This window comes from Rhizobium sp. YTUHZ045 (genome assembly GCF_051124255.1).
GTDB lineage: Bacteria > Pseudomonadota > Alphaproteobacteria > Rhizobiales > Rhizobiaceae > Rhizobium.
On record NZ_CP101432.1, the window covers coordinates 3340701 to 3357749 of the forward strand.

14 protein-coding genes are annotated in these 17049 nt (G+C 62.1%); 5 read left to right on the forward strand and 9 right to left on the reverse strand.

All coding sequences use genetic code 11. The features are described 5' to 3' along the window. Positions 1-31 precede the first annotated feature (31 nt). The 6 genes from NMA58_RS16615 to NMA58_RS16640 all read right to left on the reverse strand — a co-directional run bounded on the left by NMA58_RS16615 (position 32) and on the right by NMA58_RS16640 (position 7913). Positions 32-1201: a M20 aminoacylase family protein gene (locus NMA58_RS16615; RefSeq protein ID WP_434711310.1), complete on the reverse strand. Its 1170-nt coding sequence runs from the start codon at positions 1199-1201 to the stop codon at positions 32-34. Between the two features lie 91 nt (positions 1202-1292). Continuing rightward, the gene (locus NMA58_RS16620; RefSeq protein ID WP_434711312.1) at positions 1293-2798 is read right to left on the reverse strand and encodes a tripartite tricarboxylate transporter permease; all 1506 of its coding nucleotides are present in this window, start codon (positions 2796-2798) and stop codon (positions 1293-1295) included. A 9-nt stretch (positions 2799-2807) separates the two neighbouring features. Next, positions 2808-3269 (reverse strand): tripartite tricarboxylate transporter TctB family protein, encoded by a 462-nt coding sequence (locus NMA58_RS16625; protein ID WP_434711314.1) that lies wholly within the window; start codon positions 3267-3269, stop codon positions 2808-2810. Between the two features lie 208 nt (positions 3270-3477). Beyond that, the gene (locus NMA58_RS16630; RefSeq protein ID WP_434711316.1) at positions 3478-4461 is read right to left on the reverse strand and encodes a tripartite tricarboxylate transporter substrate-binding protein; all 984 of its coding nucleotides are present in this window, start codon (positions 4459-4461) and stop codon (positions 3478-3480) included. Between the two features lie 246 nt (positions 4462-4707). Then, on the reverse strand, positions 4708-6042 hold the full coding sequence (locus tag NMA58_RS16635) for a sigma-54-dependent transcriptional regulator (protein WP_430957897.1): 1335 nt from the start codon (positions 6040-6042) through the stop codon (positions 4708-4710). Further along, positions 6039-7913 carry a sensor histidine kinase gene (locus NMA58_RS16640; protein ID WP_434711318.1) on the reverse strand — a complete coding sequence of 625 codons (1875 nt, stop codon included), beginning with the start codon at positions 7911-7913 and terminating at the stop codon, positions 6039-6041. The genes NMA58_RS16635 and NMA58_RS16640 overlap by 4 nt, the downstream gene beginning before the upstream one ends. A gap of 109 nt (positions 7914-8022) precedes the next feature. Between NMA58_RS16640 and NMA58_RS16645 the strand changes: the two genes are divergently transcribed. Beyond that, positions 8023-8685 carry a sulfite oxidase-like oxidoreductase gene (locus NMA58_RS16645; RefSeq protein ID WP_434711320.1) on the forward strand — a complete coding sequence of 221 codons (663 nt, stop codon included), beginning with the start codon at positions 8023-8025 and terminating at the stop codon, positions 8683-8685. On the opposite strand, the gene NMA58_RS16650 is transcribed toward NMA58_RS16645, so the two are convergent. The 3 genes from NMA58_RS16650 to NMA58_RS16660 all read right to left on the reverse strand — a co-directional run bounded on the left by NMA58_RS16650 (position 8670) and on the right by NMA58_RS16660 (position 10351). Beyond that, positions 8670-9239, reverse strand: a complete 570-nt coding sequence (locus tag NMA58_RS16650) for a hypothetical protein (protein WP_434711322.1) — start codon at positions 9237-9239, stop codon at positions 8670-8672. The two genes, NMA58_RS16645 and NMA58_RS16650, sit on opposite strands and share 16 nt — an antisense overlap. Positions 9240-9292: 53 nt before the next feature. After that, complete coding sequence (locus NMA58_RS16655; RefSeq protein WP_430957901.1) at positions 9293-10027, reverse strand: CbtA family protein; 735 nt, start codon at positions 10025-10027, stop codon at positions 9293-9295. A 114-nt stretch (positions 10028-10141) separates the two neighbouring features. Beyond that, positions 10142-10351, reverse strand: coding sequence for a CbtB domain-containing protein (locus tag NMA58_RS16660; RefSeq protein WP_085779300.1), 210 nt, complete (start codon positions 10349-10351; stop codon positions 10142-10144). 231 nt (positions 10352-10582) lie between these two features. On the opposite strand from NMA58_RS16660, the gene NMA58_RS16665 reads away from it, so the two are divergent. The 4 genes from NMA58_RS16665 (at position 10583) to NMA58_RS16680 (ending at position 16952) form a co-directional block, all read left to right on the forward strand. After that, positions 10583-11131: a histidine phosphatase family protein gene (locus NMA58_RS16665; protein ID WP_434711324.1), complete on the forward strand. Its 549-nt coding sequence runs from the start codon at positions 10583-10585 to the stop codon at positions 11129-11131. Positions 11132-11604: 473 nt separating this feature from the next. Continuing rightward, positions 11605-13176 (forward strand): putative bifunctional diguanylate cyclase/phosphodiesterase, encoded by a 1572-nt coding sequence (locus tag NMA58_RS16670; protein ID WP_183698915.1) that lies wholly within the window; start codon positions 11605-11607, stop codon positions 13174-13176. Positions 13177-13314: 138 nt separating this feature from the next. After that, positions 13315-14493, forward strand: coding sequence for an acetate/propionate family kinase (locus tag NMA58_RS16675; protein ID WP_434711326.1), 1179 nt, complete (start codon positions 13315-13317; stop codon positions 14491-14493). A 71-nt stretch (positions 14494-14564) separates the two neighbouring features. Then, positions 14565-16952, forward strand: a complete 2388-nt coding sequence (locus NMA58_RS16680) for a phosphoketolase family protein (RefSeq protein ID WP_434711328.1) — start codon at positions 14565-14567, stop codon at positions 16950-16952. Positions 16953-17049: the final 97 nt, after the last annotated feature.

Below are 17049 nucleotides of genomic sequence, written 5' to 3' on the forward strand. Positions count from 1 at the left end.
AAAACAGCGAAAACCGAGCAATGGACATCGCTTAAACCTTCAACTCCCCCTCCACCAACGCCACCCAGTAAGCCGCCCCGTATCCAAGCGCCTCATCGTTGAAATCATAAGCCGTGTTGTGGTGCAGCGCGCCGTCAACCGCCGGTCCATTGCCCATCCAGACATAACAGCCCGGCGCATTCTCAGCGAAGAAGGCAAAGTCATCTCCGGCCGTCGACGGCGGAAAACTCCTCTGCACTTTTTCACCAAACACGATGCCGGCGGCGGCAAGCGCCCGTGATGTCGCATCGGCATTATTGATGACAGGTGGTATCCGCCGCTGAAAACGATAGTCGGCTGATACGCCGTACATCGCAGCCGTCCCACTTGCCAACCGACCGATCTCGGTCTCCAGCTCGTCGCGCACCGCAGGCGAAAAGGCCCGTGCTGTTCCGCCGATCTCCACAATATCGGGAATGACGTTCAACGCCTTGGCATCGCCCGCCTGCAGAAAGCAGGCGCTGACGACCGCGGGCTGCAGCGGGTCGACAACACGGCCGACGATCGTCTGCAGCGATGACAGGAAAGTACCGGCTGCTGTGATCGGATCGCGGCCGAGATGCGGCTTGGCGCCGTGCGTGCCGACGCCGCGAAAGGTGATGCGCCAGCTGTCGGAGGAGGCGAGCTGCGGTCCCTCGACCACGGCGATCTCGTCGACGGCAAGCCCCGGCATATTGTGCAGGCCATAGACGGCATCGCAGGGAAAAAGCCGGAAGAGCCCTTCCTCGACCATGCGCTTTGCCCCGCCGCGGCCCTCTTCGGCCGGCTGGAAGATGAAATGCACAGTGCCGGAAAAATTCCGCGTCGCCGCCAGATGCCGCGCGGCGCCGATCAACATTGCCGTATGGCCATCATGGCCGCAGGCATGCATCTTTCCAGGCACTGTCGATTTATAGGGCCGCTCCGCCATCTCAGGCATGGCGAGCGCATCCATATCGGCTCTCAACCCGATCCTGCGCGTGCCATTGCCGACCTGCAGTGTGCCCACCACGCCGGTGCCGGCAAGCCCGCGATGCACGGCGATGCCGGCCTCCTCAAGAAGCTTGGCGGCGATACCGGCGGTGCGCTCCTCCTGGAAACCGAGTTCCGGATGGGCGTGCAGATCGCGGCGCAACGCGGTGAGGAACGGCAGATCGTCCTTGATCCGGGCAGGAATACTCATGGGCTGGATATCCCTCCATGTGAAACGGGCGCCCGAACGGCGCCCGCGTCAGATCATTCGTTTTTCATCAAACAGCTGGCGAGTTCAACCCTCAAGCTTCTTCGACGAATACCTCCTCGCGCTTCTTCCTAACGCTCGGCAGGAAGACGACGATGAGCACGGCGACCGCGATTGCCAGAAGCGTGGCGCTGATCGGCCGAGTGATGAAGGTACTAGCGTCGCCGCGCGACAGGATCATGGCGCGCCTGAGATTCTCCTCCAGCAGCGGCCCGAGCACGAAGCCGAGCAGCAGCGGCGCCGGTTCGCAGCGCAGCTTGGCCAGCACATAGCCTATGAGGCCGAAGAAGGCGACGGCATAGAGATCGTAAACGTTGGAATTGACGCTGTAGACCCCGATCGAGCAGAAGGCCATGATGATGGGGAAGAGTACGTAATAAGGCACCGTCAACAGCTTCACCCAGAGCCCGATCAGCGGCAGGTTGAGGATGACGAGCATCAGATTGCCGATCCACATCGACGCGATGATGCCCCAGAACAGCGCCGGCTGCTCGGTGGCGACGTTCGGGCCCGGCACGATGCCCTGGATGATCATGGCGCCGATCATCAGCGCCATCACCGGATTGGCCGGAATGCCGAGCGTCAGCAACGGAATGAATGAGGTCTGCGCTCCGGCATTATTGGCCGATTCCGGGCCTGCAACGCCGGCAACCGCGCCCTGGCCAAATTCCTTCGGCGTCTTCGACAAGCGCTTTTCCACCGTATAAGAGGCGAAGGAAGCGAGGATCGCCCCGCCACCCGGCAGGATGCCGAGCGCCGAGCCGATGGCGGTGCCGCGAATGATGGGCGCGATCATCTCCTTGAATTCCTGGCGCGAAGGCAAGAGGCCCGATACCTTGGCCATCAGCACCGTTCTTGTCGACTCTCCCTCGAGATTACGCAGGATTTCAGCGACGCCGAAGACGCCGACGGCGAGCGCCACGAAATTCAGCCCGTCGGCATATTCACGGATGCCGAGCGTAAAACGCGGCGTGCCGGTATAGATATCGGTGCCGACGAGGCCGAGCAGCAGCCCGAGCGCCACCATCGCCAGCGCCTTGACGACCGAGCCATGCGCCAGCGCGATCGAGGACACGAGACCGACGATCATCAGCGAGAAATATTCAGCCGATCCGAATTGCAGCGCAATGTCGGTCAGCGGCGGCGCGAAGACCGCAACGAGGAAGGTCGAGACCGTACCGGCGAAGAACGAGCCGAGGGCCGCGATCGCCAGCGCCGCCCCCGCCCTGCCCTTGCGCGCCATCTGATAGCCGTCGATCGCGGTGACGGCCGAGGAGGATTCGCCCGGCATGTTGATGAGGATCGCCGTTGTCGAGCCGCCATACTGCGCGCCGTAGTAGATGCCGGCGAGCATGATGAGTGAGGAGACCGGCTCGAGCTGGAAGGTGATCGGCAAAAGCATGGCGATCGTCGCCGTGGCTCCGATACCGGGCAGTACGCCGATCAGCGTGCCGAGCAGCACGCCAATCAGGCAGAAGAGGAGATTATCGAGCGTTGCCGCCGTGGCAAAGCCGAGCGCGAGATTGCTGAAAAGATCCATCGCCGCCTCCTAGAACCGGACCCAGGGGCCGAAACGCTCGAACGGCAGTCCGAGCCCATAGCTGAAGACGGCGACCGAAAAGACCGTCAGCAGCAGCGACAGGATGACCGCGAACACCAGATTCATCTTGCGCGACGCAAAGCAGGCGATGAAGGCGGTGAAGAACAGCGCCGGCGCAAATCCGAGCCCGCGCACCGTCAATCCGAAGAAGACGGGAGCCGGCAGAATGAAGAGCATGCCGCGCCAGGCGAAGGGATCGACCGGCTCCCCCTCCACACGCAGCGCCTGAATGAAGATGATCGCGCCGAGAAGTATCAGCGCGCAGGCAAGGATAAACGGAAAATAGCCGGGGCCCATGCGCAATGCCGTGCCGAGGTCGAGCCCGACCGACTGATAGGCAAAGAAAGCGCCGATCGCGACGAAAAGCGCACCGCAGATCGCATTGGTGTTATCGAGACTGATAGATTTCATGGTGTCTCCTGAAGTTGGAGATGGTTCACGTGATGCCGTCACTGCCGCGATGGCCCCTCATCCGCCTGCCGGCACCTTCTCCCCGCTCGCGGGGAGAAGGGAACATGCTGCAGCCTCTCCGTCCCTCGCCATGTCTCGCATGGCAGGTCCCCTCTCCCCGTTTAGGGGAGAGGGTTAGGGTGAGGGGCTATTCCTGGCACATCCCTCACTAGTCCGCATATTCCCCGGCAGCCTCGATCACCGGCTTCCAGCGGGCTATCTCGCTTTCGAGCTTGGCTTTCAAAGCAGCAGGCGTTGCATCTGCATCGGAAGACGGCGCCGTGCCGAGTTCGGCGAAGCGGGCGCCGACATTCGGATCCTTCAGCGCCAGCTGCAGCGACTTGGACAGGCGCTCGTTGATCGCGGCCGGCGTACCCTTCGGTGTGTAGATGCCGTGCCATATGCCCACTTCGAAGCCCGGCAGGCCGGCTTCGACAGCCGTCGGTACATCCTTCAACACATCGAGACGCTTCGGCGAGGTCACCGCATAGGCCTTGATCGTGCCGCCCTTAATCTGTTTCGTCGTGTTGGTGGTCTGGTCGCACATGATATCGACCTGGCCGCCGAGCAGATCCGTCATCGCAGGGCCGGTTCCTTTATAGGGTACGGTCGTGAGTGGCGTCTGGATGGCGCTCATGAACATCATGCCGCAGAGATGCGAAGCCGCACCGATGCCGGCATTGGCGACCGTCACCTTGTCCTTGTTGGCCTTGACGTAGTCGATCAGTCCCTTGAGATCGCTCGGCTCGAAATCCTTGCGTGCGACGATCGTCATCGGCACCTCGGTGACGAGGCCGACATATTCGAAGGCGCCGAGCGTGTCGTAGGCGAGCTTGCGATAGAGCGTGGCGCTGGTCGCCATGCCAATATGGTGCAGCAGGATGGTGTAACCATCGGGATCGGCGCTCGCCACCCGGCCGGCGCCGAGCGTGCCGCCGGCGCCGCCGACATTTTCAACGACGATCTGCTGGCCGAGATCCTTCGACATGGATTCCGCCACAAGGCGCGCAACGGTGTCGGTGGGGCCGCCCGCCGCAAAGGGGACGACCATGGTGATGGTGCGTTCGGGGTAGGTCTGCGCCGAAGCGACGCCGGCGAGAAGAGAGACCGCGGCAGCCGCGGTCAGGCCGAGCACGGCCTTCAGGATTTTCATCGTTTCCTCCCTGATGAAACAGCCGCCCCGCCGACACATCCTCCGCCGGGGATGACCTATTTGCCGCCGAGAGAAATCGCGCCGCAATCATTACCGTCGCTTCCGCAAGATGATTCTGCGGCAGTGCAATGCAGCATGGGTCGATTTGGAAACAAACGGCATAGGCGATGGGTGGATTTCCACCCAACGCGCAACGTTCCGGGCTGGAGCACCATTGTCCCGGAGAATGCACGACGCAAACCAGGATCAGCTTTCGGTAGTCAGCATCCGCTTGTCGAGGCCGTATTTCTGCATCTTTTCGTAAAGGGTCTTGCGGGAGATGCCGAGGGATTCATAAACAGGCCTGAGGCTGCCCCCATGCGCCACCAGCGCGCTGGCGATAATCCCTCGCTCGAATTCGGCGACCCGCTCTGCAAGTCCGATTGCCTCCTCGGTATGCCGTCCGCCATTGTCGAGACCCAGGACCAGACGGTCGGCGGCATTCCTCAGTTCCCGCACATTGCCGGGCCAGTCGCGCTGGGCGATGTCGGAGATCACCTCCGGCGGCACGGCCACCTCGTCGCGGCCGTAGCGGGCGGCCGCTTCCCGCACCAACTGTAGAAAAAGCAGCGGAATGTCCGCCCGCCGCTGCGACAGCGACGGCACATGCAGCGTCGCGACGTTCAGTCGGTAAAACAGATCGGCGCGAAAGCGGCCAGCGGCTACCTCCGCCTCTAGGTCTACTTTGCTCGTCGCGATGAAGCGCACGTCGAGCGGCACGACCTCGTTCGATCCGAGCCTGGAGATCACCCGCTCCTGCAGCACCCGCAGGAACTTCGCCTGCAGATCGAAGGGCATGGAGCCGATTTCGTCGAGCAGGATGGTGCCGCCGCGCCCATGTTCGAACTTCCCGTAACGCGGCCTGACCGCGCCCGGGAAGGCGCCAGGCTCGTGGCCGAAGAGCTCGCTCTCGATCAGGTTCGCCGGCAGCGCGGCACAATTGATCGCAATGAACGGCCGGCTCGCCCGGGCACTGATATCGTGAAGTGCGCGGGCCACGACCTCCTTGCCCGCCCCGGTATCACCGACGATCAGCGTATCGGCATCGCTGGCGCCGATCGCGCGGATGCGATAGCGCAGATCCACCATCACCTGCGTGCGCCCCGGCAGCCGCGCCTCGATGTCGTCGCGTTTGCCGGCAACCGCCTTCAGCAGTCGGTTTTCGAGCACCAGCCCGCGCCGCTCCATTGCCCGGCGAATGACGCCGGCGAGCATTTCAGGCGTGAACGGCTTCTCGATGAAATCATAGGCGCCTTCGCGCATCGCCTTGACCGCGAGCTGTACATCGCCGTGGCCGGTGACGAGGATCACGGGCACCTCCTGATCGATCTCACGGATCTTCTGCATCAAAGTCATTCCATCGATGCCGGGCATTCGGATATCGCTGACGACGACGCCGGGAAAACTGTAACCAATCAGTTCCAGCACATGTTCGCCGCTCGAAAAGGTCTCGACGCTGAAGCCGGAGAGTTCCAGCGCCTGCGCCGTCGAGCGGCGCAATTCTTCCTCGTCGTCGACGAGCAGGATCTTCGCATCATTCATTCAGCCGCCTCCGGAATCAGCCCTGCCGCCGATTGCAGCTCAATGCGGAACACCGCGCCCCCTTCGGAATGATTGGCAGCCGTCAGGCTGCCGCCGAAATCCTTGACGATGTTGTAGGAGATCGAAAGCCCCAAGCCGAGCCCCTTGCCGACACCCTTGGTCGTGAAGAAGGGATCGAAGATGCGCTCGGCGATCGCCGCCGACACGCCGGGTCCGTGATCGCGCACCGTCAGCACCACCTTGCCGGCCTCCTCGAAGGCCGAAACCTCAATGCGCCTGTCATCCAACCCCTCCACCGCATCGGCCGCGTTGGAGATCACATTCACCAGCACCTGCTGCAGCCGCACCGAGCCGGCGCGCACCACCGGCGGCTGCGTTCCGAGATCGAGCCGGAGCTCGGCGTCCGCCGCCTTCAGCCGCCAGGCGATGATCTCGAGTGTATCGCGCATCGCCTCGTCGAGCGAAACGGGCCCGAGCTTCTCGTTCGGCTTGCGGGCAAAATTGCGCAGGTGCCGACTGATCGCGGCCATGCGGTCGATCAACCCGCCGATCCGCCTTATATTGTCGCGCGCCTCCTCCGTCCGGCCTCGATCGATCAGCACCGAGGCACTGTCCGTATAGGTCTTGGCGGCGGCGAGCGGCTGATTGAATTCATGCGAAAGGGCAGCCGACATCTGCCCGAGCCCAGCGAGTTTGCCCGCCTGGATGAGATCGGCCTGGGTCTGGCGAAGCTGCTGCTCGGTCAACCGCCGCTCGGCGATCTCCTCCTCGATGCGGCTGTTGACGCGGGCAAGATCCGCCGTGCGCTCCTCCACCCGCCGCTCGAGCTCACCCCGCGCTTCGGCCTGCATCTGCATGCGCTCGGCAAGTCGCGCCCGCCGCTGGCGAATGACCGCGACAGCAAGGCCGGCGATGCAAAGGATGAGAAAGACGGCGACAAGCGCGGTGCGCGCCTGAGCGCGGATGGAGCTTGTCTCCATCAGCACATTCACCGTCCAGTCCTCGGCCGGCATGTAATGCGACAGCACCAGATACTCCCTTGCGCCCCGATCACTCGCAAGCGTCATCAGATCATGCGGCTCGAAGCGATGGCGCGTTACCGGCAGGGCTGTCAGTCTTGCATTGGCATAGCGCCGCGACGCTTCCGTGCGGGCGATACGATCGGCCGTCAGCGGCAGGATCGCGCCGTAGAGCCATTCCGGGCTGCCGGACATGAAGATGATGCCTTCCGGATCGGAGACGAAGATTTTGTATTCGCCGCCGCTCCAGGAGGATTCGATCATGTCGATATCGACCTTGAAGACGATGACGCCGCGAATATCGGCGCCGACCCTGATCGGCGCCGAAAAATAGTAGCCGCGCTTTAACGACGTGGTGCCGAGGGCGTAAAACCGCGCCTGCCGGCCCTCGATCGCCTCCTGGAAATAGGGCCGGTAGTTGAAATTCTGTCCGACGAAGCTTCCCGGCCCATCGTAATTGCTGGCCGCGATCGTCTCCCCGTCCGGCTTCACCACATAGATGTCGGAGGATTTTAAAAGCCCGTTGATCTCCTTGAGATAGAGATTGGCCGCATCACGCAGCGCCATATCGTTGGGCGCGCTCACCAGTTCCTTGATATCGTCGTGATCGGCGATCAGCGCCGGCAGCGCCTCGTAGCGGTTGAGGTGGCCGCTGAGCGCCGAGACGGCAAGGCGCAGCGCCGTTCCCGCCTGAGCGGAAGCCTCCTGCATATAGGCGCGCGTCGCAATCGCGCTTCCATAGGTGAAGAAGGCGAAGATGACGAGCGGCACCAGCAGCAGCGCCGCTATCGCACGATATCTCGAAGACAGATCCGGCTCCTCCCTTTCTGCCTTCACTCCCCAGCAAGGCATGCCCGACGGCTCAGTTTAATGAGGCAAGCGAGGATTTCCAAGGGCTCGCCGAAACTTGACACTCGGCAGGGACGGATGTCCTATTGCTGCACCGCAAGGAAACCCATTCATGAGCGACGACCAAACGCCCGCCGAAAGCAAACTCACCAACTCCAAACGCCGCTGGGCGTCAGAGGGCAAGTTCCTGACCGGGCGCATCAGCAGGCCCGAGACCGAGCGCCTGCCGCCCGGCCAGCATCTCGTCAAGAATTGGCCGGTGCTCGATCTCGGCCAGCAGCCGGTCATCTCAACCGAGAGCTGGCGGCTTGAAGTGCGTGGTCTGGTCGAAACGCCTCTCACCCTCACCTGGGCCGATTTCCAGGCGATGGAGCAGAGCACTGGGGTGAGCGACATCCACTGCGTCACCACCTGGTCGCGTTATGACAACAACTGGAAGGGCGTATCGACGCGGGATCTGCTCGATCGCGCCATGCCGAAACCGGAAGCAGCCTACGTGATGCTGACGAGCTATGACGGCTACACCACCAATCTGCCGCTCGCCGATTTCGCCGCCGAGGATGCGATCCTGGCGACCTCCTGGGAAGGCCTGCCGCTGACACCGGAGCACGGCGGCCCAATGCGCCTCGTCGTGCCGCATCTTTATTTCTGGAAAAGCGCCAAATGGCTGCGCCGCATCGAGTTGCTCGCCGCCGACGAGGCCGGCTTCTGGGAAAAGAACGGCTACCATATGTATGGCGATCCGTGGCGCGAGCAGCGCTATTCCGACGACTGAGCCTTCGGCCGCAGGAAACGGCGAAGCGCCAGGATGGCAAGCCCCAACATGGCGGCCAACCCCGTCAGGGACGCCATGCTGGCAGGATGAAGCGGCACCTTGCTCCAGCTCGGCTTGACGATATTGGCGGTATTGAATGCCTCGCCGCTGAACTGGCAGGTAATGAAGGCAAGCCCGCGACCCGCCATCTCGGCGTCGATGGCCGAGATGATTTCGCCCGCCGCGGTTGCCTCCCGCGGCATTTCACGCATCGCCATCAGCACGGCTTTCGTCGCCGCGAGATAGGCATGGGCGCATTCGTTGAACGGGCTTTCCTCGTCGGTCACACTGCCCGGCACTCGGCCCCAGAGGCAATAGGAATATTGGATTTCCGAGTAGTTCAAGACACGCCGGAACGATTCGTTCGTATCGGCCGCCCGTGACGCCAGCATGCTGATGCTGCTGCGATACTCCGAAATGATCGCCATCTCGCCGTGGGAAATTGCCGGAATATCGAGCCCGGTATCGGAGCCGCCAGAGCTGCTCCCATGGCCGAAAGCATTTCCGATAAACATTGGCAACAGGCTCGCGATGAGACCGAGAAAAGCAAACCTGCCAATATGCTGCATCACCGGAACGCCGGCCGCAGTCCACTCTTGGCGGCAAGACCCCTTTCTGCCAGCGCTCCGAAAACCAGACCGAGCGTTGCCCAAAGGATCGCATGCATGCCGAGCGAGGTGGTGCGGAACCGCCAGAGTACCATCGCCGAGAAATTCTCGGGCACTTCGTTGATCGGCGGCAACAGATAAAGCACGAAGCCGATGAAGACGAGATAGGCGATGCCGGCGATGATCGCGCCGTTCCAGAGACCGAAGCGCTCGCCAAGGCGGCGCGAAAGCGCGACCGCGGCAACCAGCGAGGCGAGCGAAACGACAATCATCAGGAAGAACAGCTCGGTCCTGACGCCGATCGTTTCGGGATTGCCGACCGCCGGGGGGTTGGCCGGATATTTGATTCCGGGAACAAGCACCACTGCCACGAAGGCGGCAATGGCGATGACGGCCGAGGTGCCGCGCGCCGAGAGGCTGCTGAAGCGGCCATGTACGAAGGCGAAGGCGAGCGAGAAGAGCCCGCCGACGGCGATACTATAGGCCATGACGCCGGTGAAAAGGCCGAGACCAGCCTGCGTGGCCCGGCTGACGATTTCAGGTTCGGCAGCTTCGCCCGCCGCCTCAGCGCTCGCCTCCTCGAAGGCGATTGCCGCATCGACCAGCGGCTCGCCGAAGATATGGGCGAAAGCGAAAACGAGGATGCCAGCAATCAGGCCCGCGAGCATGCCGCGAAGCAGAAGCTTTCCAACCATCTCAATATTCCCACTAAGCATGTCGCACAAAAGTGTGCAGCAGTTTTGCGATAACGACATGCGTAAACAAAGACCTAAAGCGCGAGAAGCGAATTTGAAAGATCGCGATGCGCTTTAGTGGCAGGGAAAGCCCAGGAGATGGCGGCCGTCATGCACGAATTCGTGCACATACATGCCGTTGAACAGCGCCATCGCGCCTTCCTCGGTGCCGACGAAATAAAGAACGATGAGCATCAGCAGGCCGCCGAAAACCGCCCAGGGCAGGATTTCCCCTACAGGGATTGGCGCCGGTGCCGCAACGGGCGCGAAAGTGGTGTCAGACATGTATCCCTCCGGAATGACGCGTTCAGTCGAAAGAGTGTTGTGCGGCAGGGTCTGACTTCCAGCGTAAAGAACTTCGAACCGCTGGTCACAGTGGCGCGACCGCGCCGGATTTCCACCGGCTTCCAAACCCGCAACAGCACGGTTATATCTGGACGCCGAAGAGACTGTCAACGAAACTTCGAGACGCCGGCGAAGGGTCGTCCCCACCATATTGCGAAGATCGGAACAACCGTGAATACCCGCCTCACCTGGATCTGTCACGGCGCCACGGCGGCGAGCCGCAAGGCCCTGTTCCCACTGGATGAGCCGCTGGAAGACAAGGCCTCTGAAGAAGCCGCCCGGATGACTGCCCTGCCTCGCGCCGACCGGATCGTCACGAGCCCGGCTTTGCGTGCCCGCCAGACCGCTACAGCCCTCGGTCTCGACGCTCAAATAGAACAGCGGCTTGCCGACTGCGACAATGGCCGCTGGGCCGGCAGGCCGATTGCGGCAATCGGCACCGAAGAGCCGGAGAACCTCATGGCTTGGATGAGCGATCCGGAAGCCGCCCCACATGGCGGCGACAGTTTTCTCGGTCTGCGGACGCGCGTCGCCGGCTGGATGGATGAACAATCCACGCTCGGCGGTCATGTGATAGCCGTCACCCATGCATCGATTATAAGAACAGCGATTGCGCATGTGCTTCAGGCTCCCCTCCCCTCCTTCTGGCTCATCGATGTCGAGCCGCTGGTGGTCGTTCGGATGACCAGCAATGGACAGCGCTGGTCGCTGCGCCTCTAGAGAATTAGACATCCCTCATACTATCCAGCCTTACGCAAGCAAATCGCGTCATCTCTATTGAACCGGTCTGACCGGGACTACTTCCTTGTCCCAAGGAGACGGAAGCTATGGCATATGATTGGAGTGGGGAGCGTACGCGGCGCCTGCGCTTGATGAGGGTCGTGACGCTCACCTTAGTTATGGTCGGTCTGGTCGTCAGCGTTCCGCTGCTGATCGTCACCGCCTGAAGAGCGAGACAGGGCGAGCGATGCGACAGCACGCTCGCCCTCGTTCTTTCGTGGGGCTCCCCTCGTCTTGAATCCGGACATCCTCTAATCTTCCAAGCAGCACCAGCGAAACGCCGTAGCGCAGCCGAGGTCCGGACAGCACCGCAACGGACGGGCTGCCACCTCCAACAATTCGCCTTATGGTTTCAACGAACATTTCAGATTTTCGTGATAGTCCGGCAGAGGGTGGAGATGGAGAATGCGATAATGCCTGCGTTTTTTCGAAGCAGGGCCGGAAGGCAATGCGTGTCGGTTGTGGTTTTCGGAGTAACCCTCTGGATCCTCGGCACGGTGCTGCACTTCGACGACCGCCTCGTCTCCTTCATGACCAGTTTCGGCGAGTACGGGGCGGATAAGCTCGTTCTGGCTCTCGGCATCGCTGGCGCGATGAGCTTCATCTATTCGGTGCTGCGCATCGCCGACCTGCGCAAGGAAATGGAGCTGCGCGCCACCGAACAGGCTAAGGCCGATTGGACGGCAACCCACGACCATCTGACCAAGCTGCCGAACCGCTACGCCTTCGAGCGCAAAATCCTCTCACGGCCGGTCAGAAGCGGCGAGGCCGAGATCGAGGAATGGGACGACAACGTCACGATCTTCTCCGTCGACCTCGACGGCTTCAAAAAAGTCAACGATCTCGTCGGCCACAAGGGCGGCGACGTGTTGCTGGTCGAAGTTGCCAGACGCATCTGCGCGCTTGGCAACGCGGATTGCGTTTACCGCTTCGGCGGTGACGAATTCATCATCGTCGCCTTTTCCCTGACGGCAGAGCGCGAGGAGCGTTTCGCCAAGTTGCTGATCCAGGCCGTCACCCGGCCGATCCATATCGATGGCTTTGCCGTCGAAGTCGGCGCCAGCGTCGGCTACGATCGGTGGCTTGAGGGCAGCGAGCCGCTGGAAGACGCCGCCCACCGTGCGGACCTCGCCATGTATGAGGCCAAATCACGCGGCCCTAACCATTATCTCGTCTTCGAAGCTTCGATGCAGGACAAGGTAACGGAACGCGCCTCTCTGGAAAGCAGGCTGCGCGCGGCAATCGCCGACAAGGCGATCATGCCTTTCTATCAACCTCTGATTGATTTGAAGACTGGCAAGCTTTGCGGTTTCGAAGCCCTCGCGCGCTGGGTCGGCGAGGATGGTGTCAATATTCCGCCGCCTGTTTTCATCGACATTGCCGAGGAAACCGGGATGATCACCGCCCTGTTCGAGGATCTCCTTGCGCAGGCCTGCGGCGATGCGCTCACTTGGCCAGCGCATGTCACCCTGTCCTTCAATGTGTCGCCGGTGCAGATGGAAGACAGGCTGCTGGCCTCCCGCATCCTCAAGGTCCTTTCAGCAAGCCGGCTGCCGCCGCAACGCCTGGAGATTGAGATCACCGAAAACGCGCTGATCCAGGATCCCGCTATCGCCGCCATCATTCTCGAAGAGCTGCATGCGGCTGGCATCCAGATCGCTCTCGACGATTTCGGCACGGGCTATTCGAGCCTTGCCCAGCTCGCCCGCTACCGCTTCGACAAGATCAAGATCGACAAAAGCTTCATCGCCACCTATCGCGATGACGAACGGCAGGAAAAAATCGTCCGCGCCATGCTTGGCCTCAGCAGAAGCCTCAACATCAAGACGACCGCGGAAGGTGTCGAGGAGCATGGCCAGCTTGCCTTCCTGCTGCAGCTCGGCTGCGACATCGGCCAGGGCTATCTTTTCGGTAAGGCGATGCCCGCCGCCGAGGCGAGCATCTTCATCCGCGATCGCAACGCCAATCTGGCGTCAACCGCCTGACCCTCGCGTAATTCGACAAAACTGCCCCAAGGCTGCCACGCACCGTCAGCATGTGGCGCTCGGGCGGCCATGCCTTTCCGGCGGGAGTTTCGGCGCTAAGTTCGGTCATCGTGACGACTGTGCGGAGTCTCTGAAGACATGTCATCCACCGACCTCCTCCTGACATTCAACGCCGGCTCATCGACGGTGAAGGTCGGCGTCTTCTCGATTGATGGTGCCGAGGCACGACACCTAGGAAAGGGCGTCATCGATCTCCGCGCCGAGCCGCTTTCGCTTGTCCTGACCAAGGGATCGCAGACATTCGATATCTCCCTGAAGGCGGAGGTGACGGACGATCTGCACGGGGTCATCGACGAGACCTTCACGCGTCTCGCCGATCACTTCGATATGGCAGCGGCGGCCGTAGCCGGCCACCGCGTCGTCCATGGCGGCGAGCGCTTCACGAGCGCCGTCGCGCTTGATGACGCCGCCACCGATGGGATCGAAGCGCTGATCCCGCTCGCGCCCCTGCACCAGCCGCAAGCGCTGCGCTTCATCCGCGCGCTCCGCCATCTGAAGCCGCATCTTGTCCAGACAGCCTCCTTCGACACGGCCTTCCATGCCACGCAGGACGATCTCGTGCGCCGCCTCGCCATACCCCGTTCCTTGCATGAGGAGGGCATCAAGCGTTACGGCTTCCACGGGCTTTCTTATAAGTTCATCGCCAGTGAACTCGCTCGCAAGACGCCGCATACGGCAAGGGCTGTGGTCGCCCATCTCGGCAGCGGCGCCAGCCTCTGTGCGATGGAAGACGGTATCAGCCGCGATTGCAGCATGGGCTTTTCGACCCTCGACGGCATCCCGATGGCGACACGCCCGGGCTGCCTCGATCCCGGCGTGATCCTGCACCTGGCAGGAGAGAGAAAACGGTCTCTGGGTGAGATCGAGGATTTGCTCTATCACCGCTCAGGCCTGCTCGGCGTCTCCGGCATCAGCGCCGACACGCGCGATCTGTTGAAGGACAGCCGGCCGGAAGCGCGCCAGGCGATCGACCTTTTCACACTGCGCATTGCCGGCGAGATCGGCCGCATGGCGGTAACCCTCCGCGGCCTCGATGCCGTCGTCTTCACCGCCGGCATAGGCGAGCATCAGCCGGAAATCCGCGCCGGCGTGGCGAAACACCTGTCCTGGCTTGGCCTTTCGATCGACGAGAAGGCCAATGCAGCCAATGGTTTAACGATCAGCACCAGGGAAAGCCGCATGGTCGCCCATGTCATTGCCACGGACGAAGAACAGGTGATCGCCGATGAAGCGCTGTCCGTTCTTCGCGCCCGCTGATCCAGATCAATGGCGCGCCGGCGCTAACGGCTAGAACTGACGTTGAACGTGTTTTCGAACGGGAGAAGCCAATGGAAAAGCATGTCTCGACCGCCGCCGCCCTGACCGATGCTGAACTCACCCTGATCGACCGCTACTGGCGGGCCGCCAACTATCTCTCGGTCGGCCAGATCTACCTGCTTGCCAATCCGCTGCTGCGCGAGCCGCTGAAGTCAGAGCACATCAAGCCCCGTCTGCTCGGCCACTGGGGCACGACGCCCGGCCTCAACTTCATCTATGCGCATCTGAACCGCCTCATCCGAGCCCGCGATCTCGACATCATCTACATATGCGGCCCCGGTCACGGCGGGCCGGGCATGGTCGCCAACACCTATCTCGAAGGCACCTACAGCGAAATCTATCCCGATATTTCCGAAGACGCCGAGGGGATGCGCAAACTCTTCCGCCAATTTTCCTTTCCCGGCGGCATTCCGAGCCATGCGGCGCCGGAAACACCGGGGTCGATCCATGAGGGCGGCGAACTCGGCTACGCCCTCGTCCATGCCTATGGCGCCGCCTTCGACAATCCCGGCCTCACCGTCGCCTGCATCGTCGGCGACGGTGAGGCCGAAACCGGGCCGCTCGCCGCCAGCTGGCATTCCAACAAGTTCCTCAATCCCGCCCGCGACGGCGCCGTTCTGCCGATCCTGCATCTGAACGGCTATAAGATCGCCAATCCGACCATTTTAGGCCGGGCGGGTGACGACGACCTCCGACGTCTCTTCGAAGGCTACGGCTACGAGCCGCTTTTCGTCACCGGCCATGAGCCGCGCGACATGCACCAACAAATGGCTGCGACGCTGGACCGGGTCTTCGAGCGCATCCGCGAGATTCAGGAGCAAGCCCGCAGCGGCAAGAGCACAGCCGGCTGCCCGCGCTGGCCAATGATTGTGCTGCGCAGCCCCAAGGGTTGGACAGGCCCAAAGGAGGTCGACGGCAAGAAGGTGGAAGATTTCTGGCGAGCCCACCAGGTGCCGGTCTCCAACTGCCGCGGGAATGACGACCACCGCAAGATTCTCGAGGACTGGATGCGCGGCTATGATCCCGAAGACCTGTTCGGCGCCGACGGCCGGCTGAAACCGGAACTGCGCGCCCTTGCCCCCGCTGGCAAACGCCGCATGGGCGCCAATCCGCATGCCAATGGCGGCTTGCTGCGCAAGGAATTGGCCGTGCCCGATATTCGGGATTATGCAGTTGACATCGGCAGGCGCGGCAGCGTTGTCGCCCAATCGACGGAGATCCTTGGCCATTACCTGCGTGACACGATGAAGCTCAACGCCAAGGCGGCAAACTTCCGCATCTTCGGCCCCGACGAGACGGAATCGAACCGCCTCGGCAGCGTCTTCGACGTCACCGACCGTGTCTGGATGGAGGACATCGAACCCTATGATGTCCACCTCTCTCGCGATGGGCGTGTCATGGAGGTGCTCTCCGAACATCTCTGCCAGGGCTGGCTGGAAGGTTATCTCCTGACTGGCCGGCACGGCCTCTTTTCCTGTTACGAGGCCTTCATCCACATCATCGATTCCATGTTCAACCAGCACGCCAAATGGCTGAAGGTGACGCGCGAGCTCGAATGGCGAAAGCCGATCTCATCGCTGAACTACCTGCTGACCTCGCATGTCTGGCGACAGGACCATAACGGATTCAGCCATCAGGATCCTGGTTTCGTCGATCTCGTCGCCAACAAGAAGGCCGATATCGTCCGCATCTACCTGCCGCCGGATGCCAACAGCCTGCTCTGGGTCGGCGATCATTGCCTGCGCACCTATGACCGCATCAACGTCATCGTCGCCGGCAAGCAGCCGGAGCCGCAATGGCTGTCGATGGACGAGGCGGTGAAACATTGCGAAGCCGGCATCGGCATCTGGCATTGGGCAAGCAACGAGGACGACGCGATCTCGCCTGATCTCGTCATGGCCTGCGCCGGCGATGTGCCGACCATGGAGACGCTCGCCGCCGTCGACCTGCTGCGCAAGGCGATTCCCGAGCTGAAGATCCGCACCGTCAATGTCGTCGACCTCTTGGCGCTGCAATCCAGAGACCAGCATCCGCACGGCCTTGCCGACGAGGCCTTCGACGCGATCTTCACCGCCGATAAGCCGGTCATTTTCGCCTATCACGGCTATCCCTATCTCATTCATCGCCTGACTTATAAGCGCGCCAACCACGAAAACATCCACGTCCGCGGCTTCGTCGAGGAGGGAACGACGACCACGCCTTTCGACATGACCGTCCTTAACGCACTCGACCGCTACCATCTCGCCATCGAAGCCATCGAGTGCGTGCCGGGCCTGAAGGAGAAGGCGAAGGACGCGCTGGCCGCCTTCCGCGGCAAGCTCGCGGAACATCATGATTACGTCAGGGAACATGGCGAGGACATGCCGGAGGTGCGGAACTGGATGTGGCCGGCGGCGTGAGGCCAGGACCAGGAATCGCCCGGAGAAGTACGAGGTTCTGATATTCGCGGTGTTAGGCAGACTCAATCGGGTGGGTCACTGGCATCTAACAACCGCA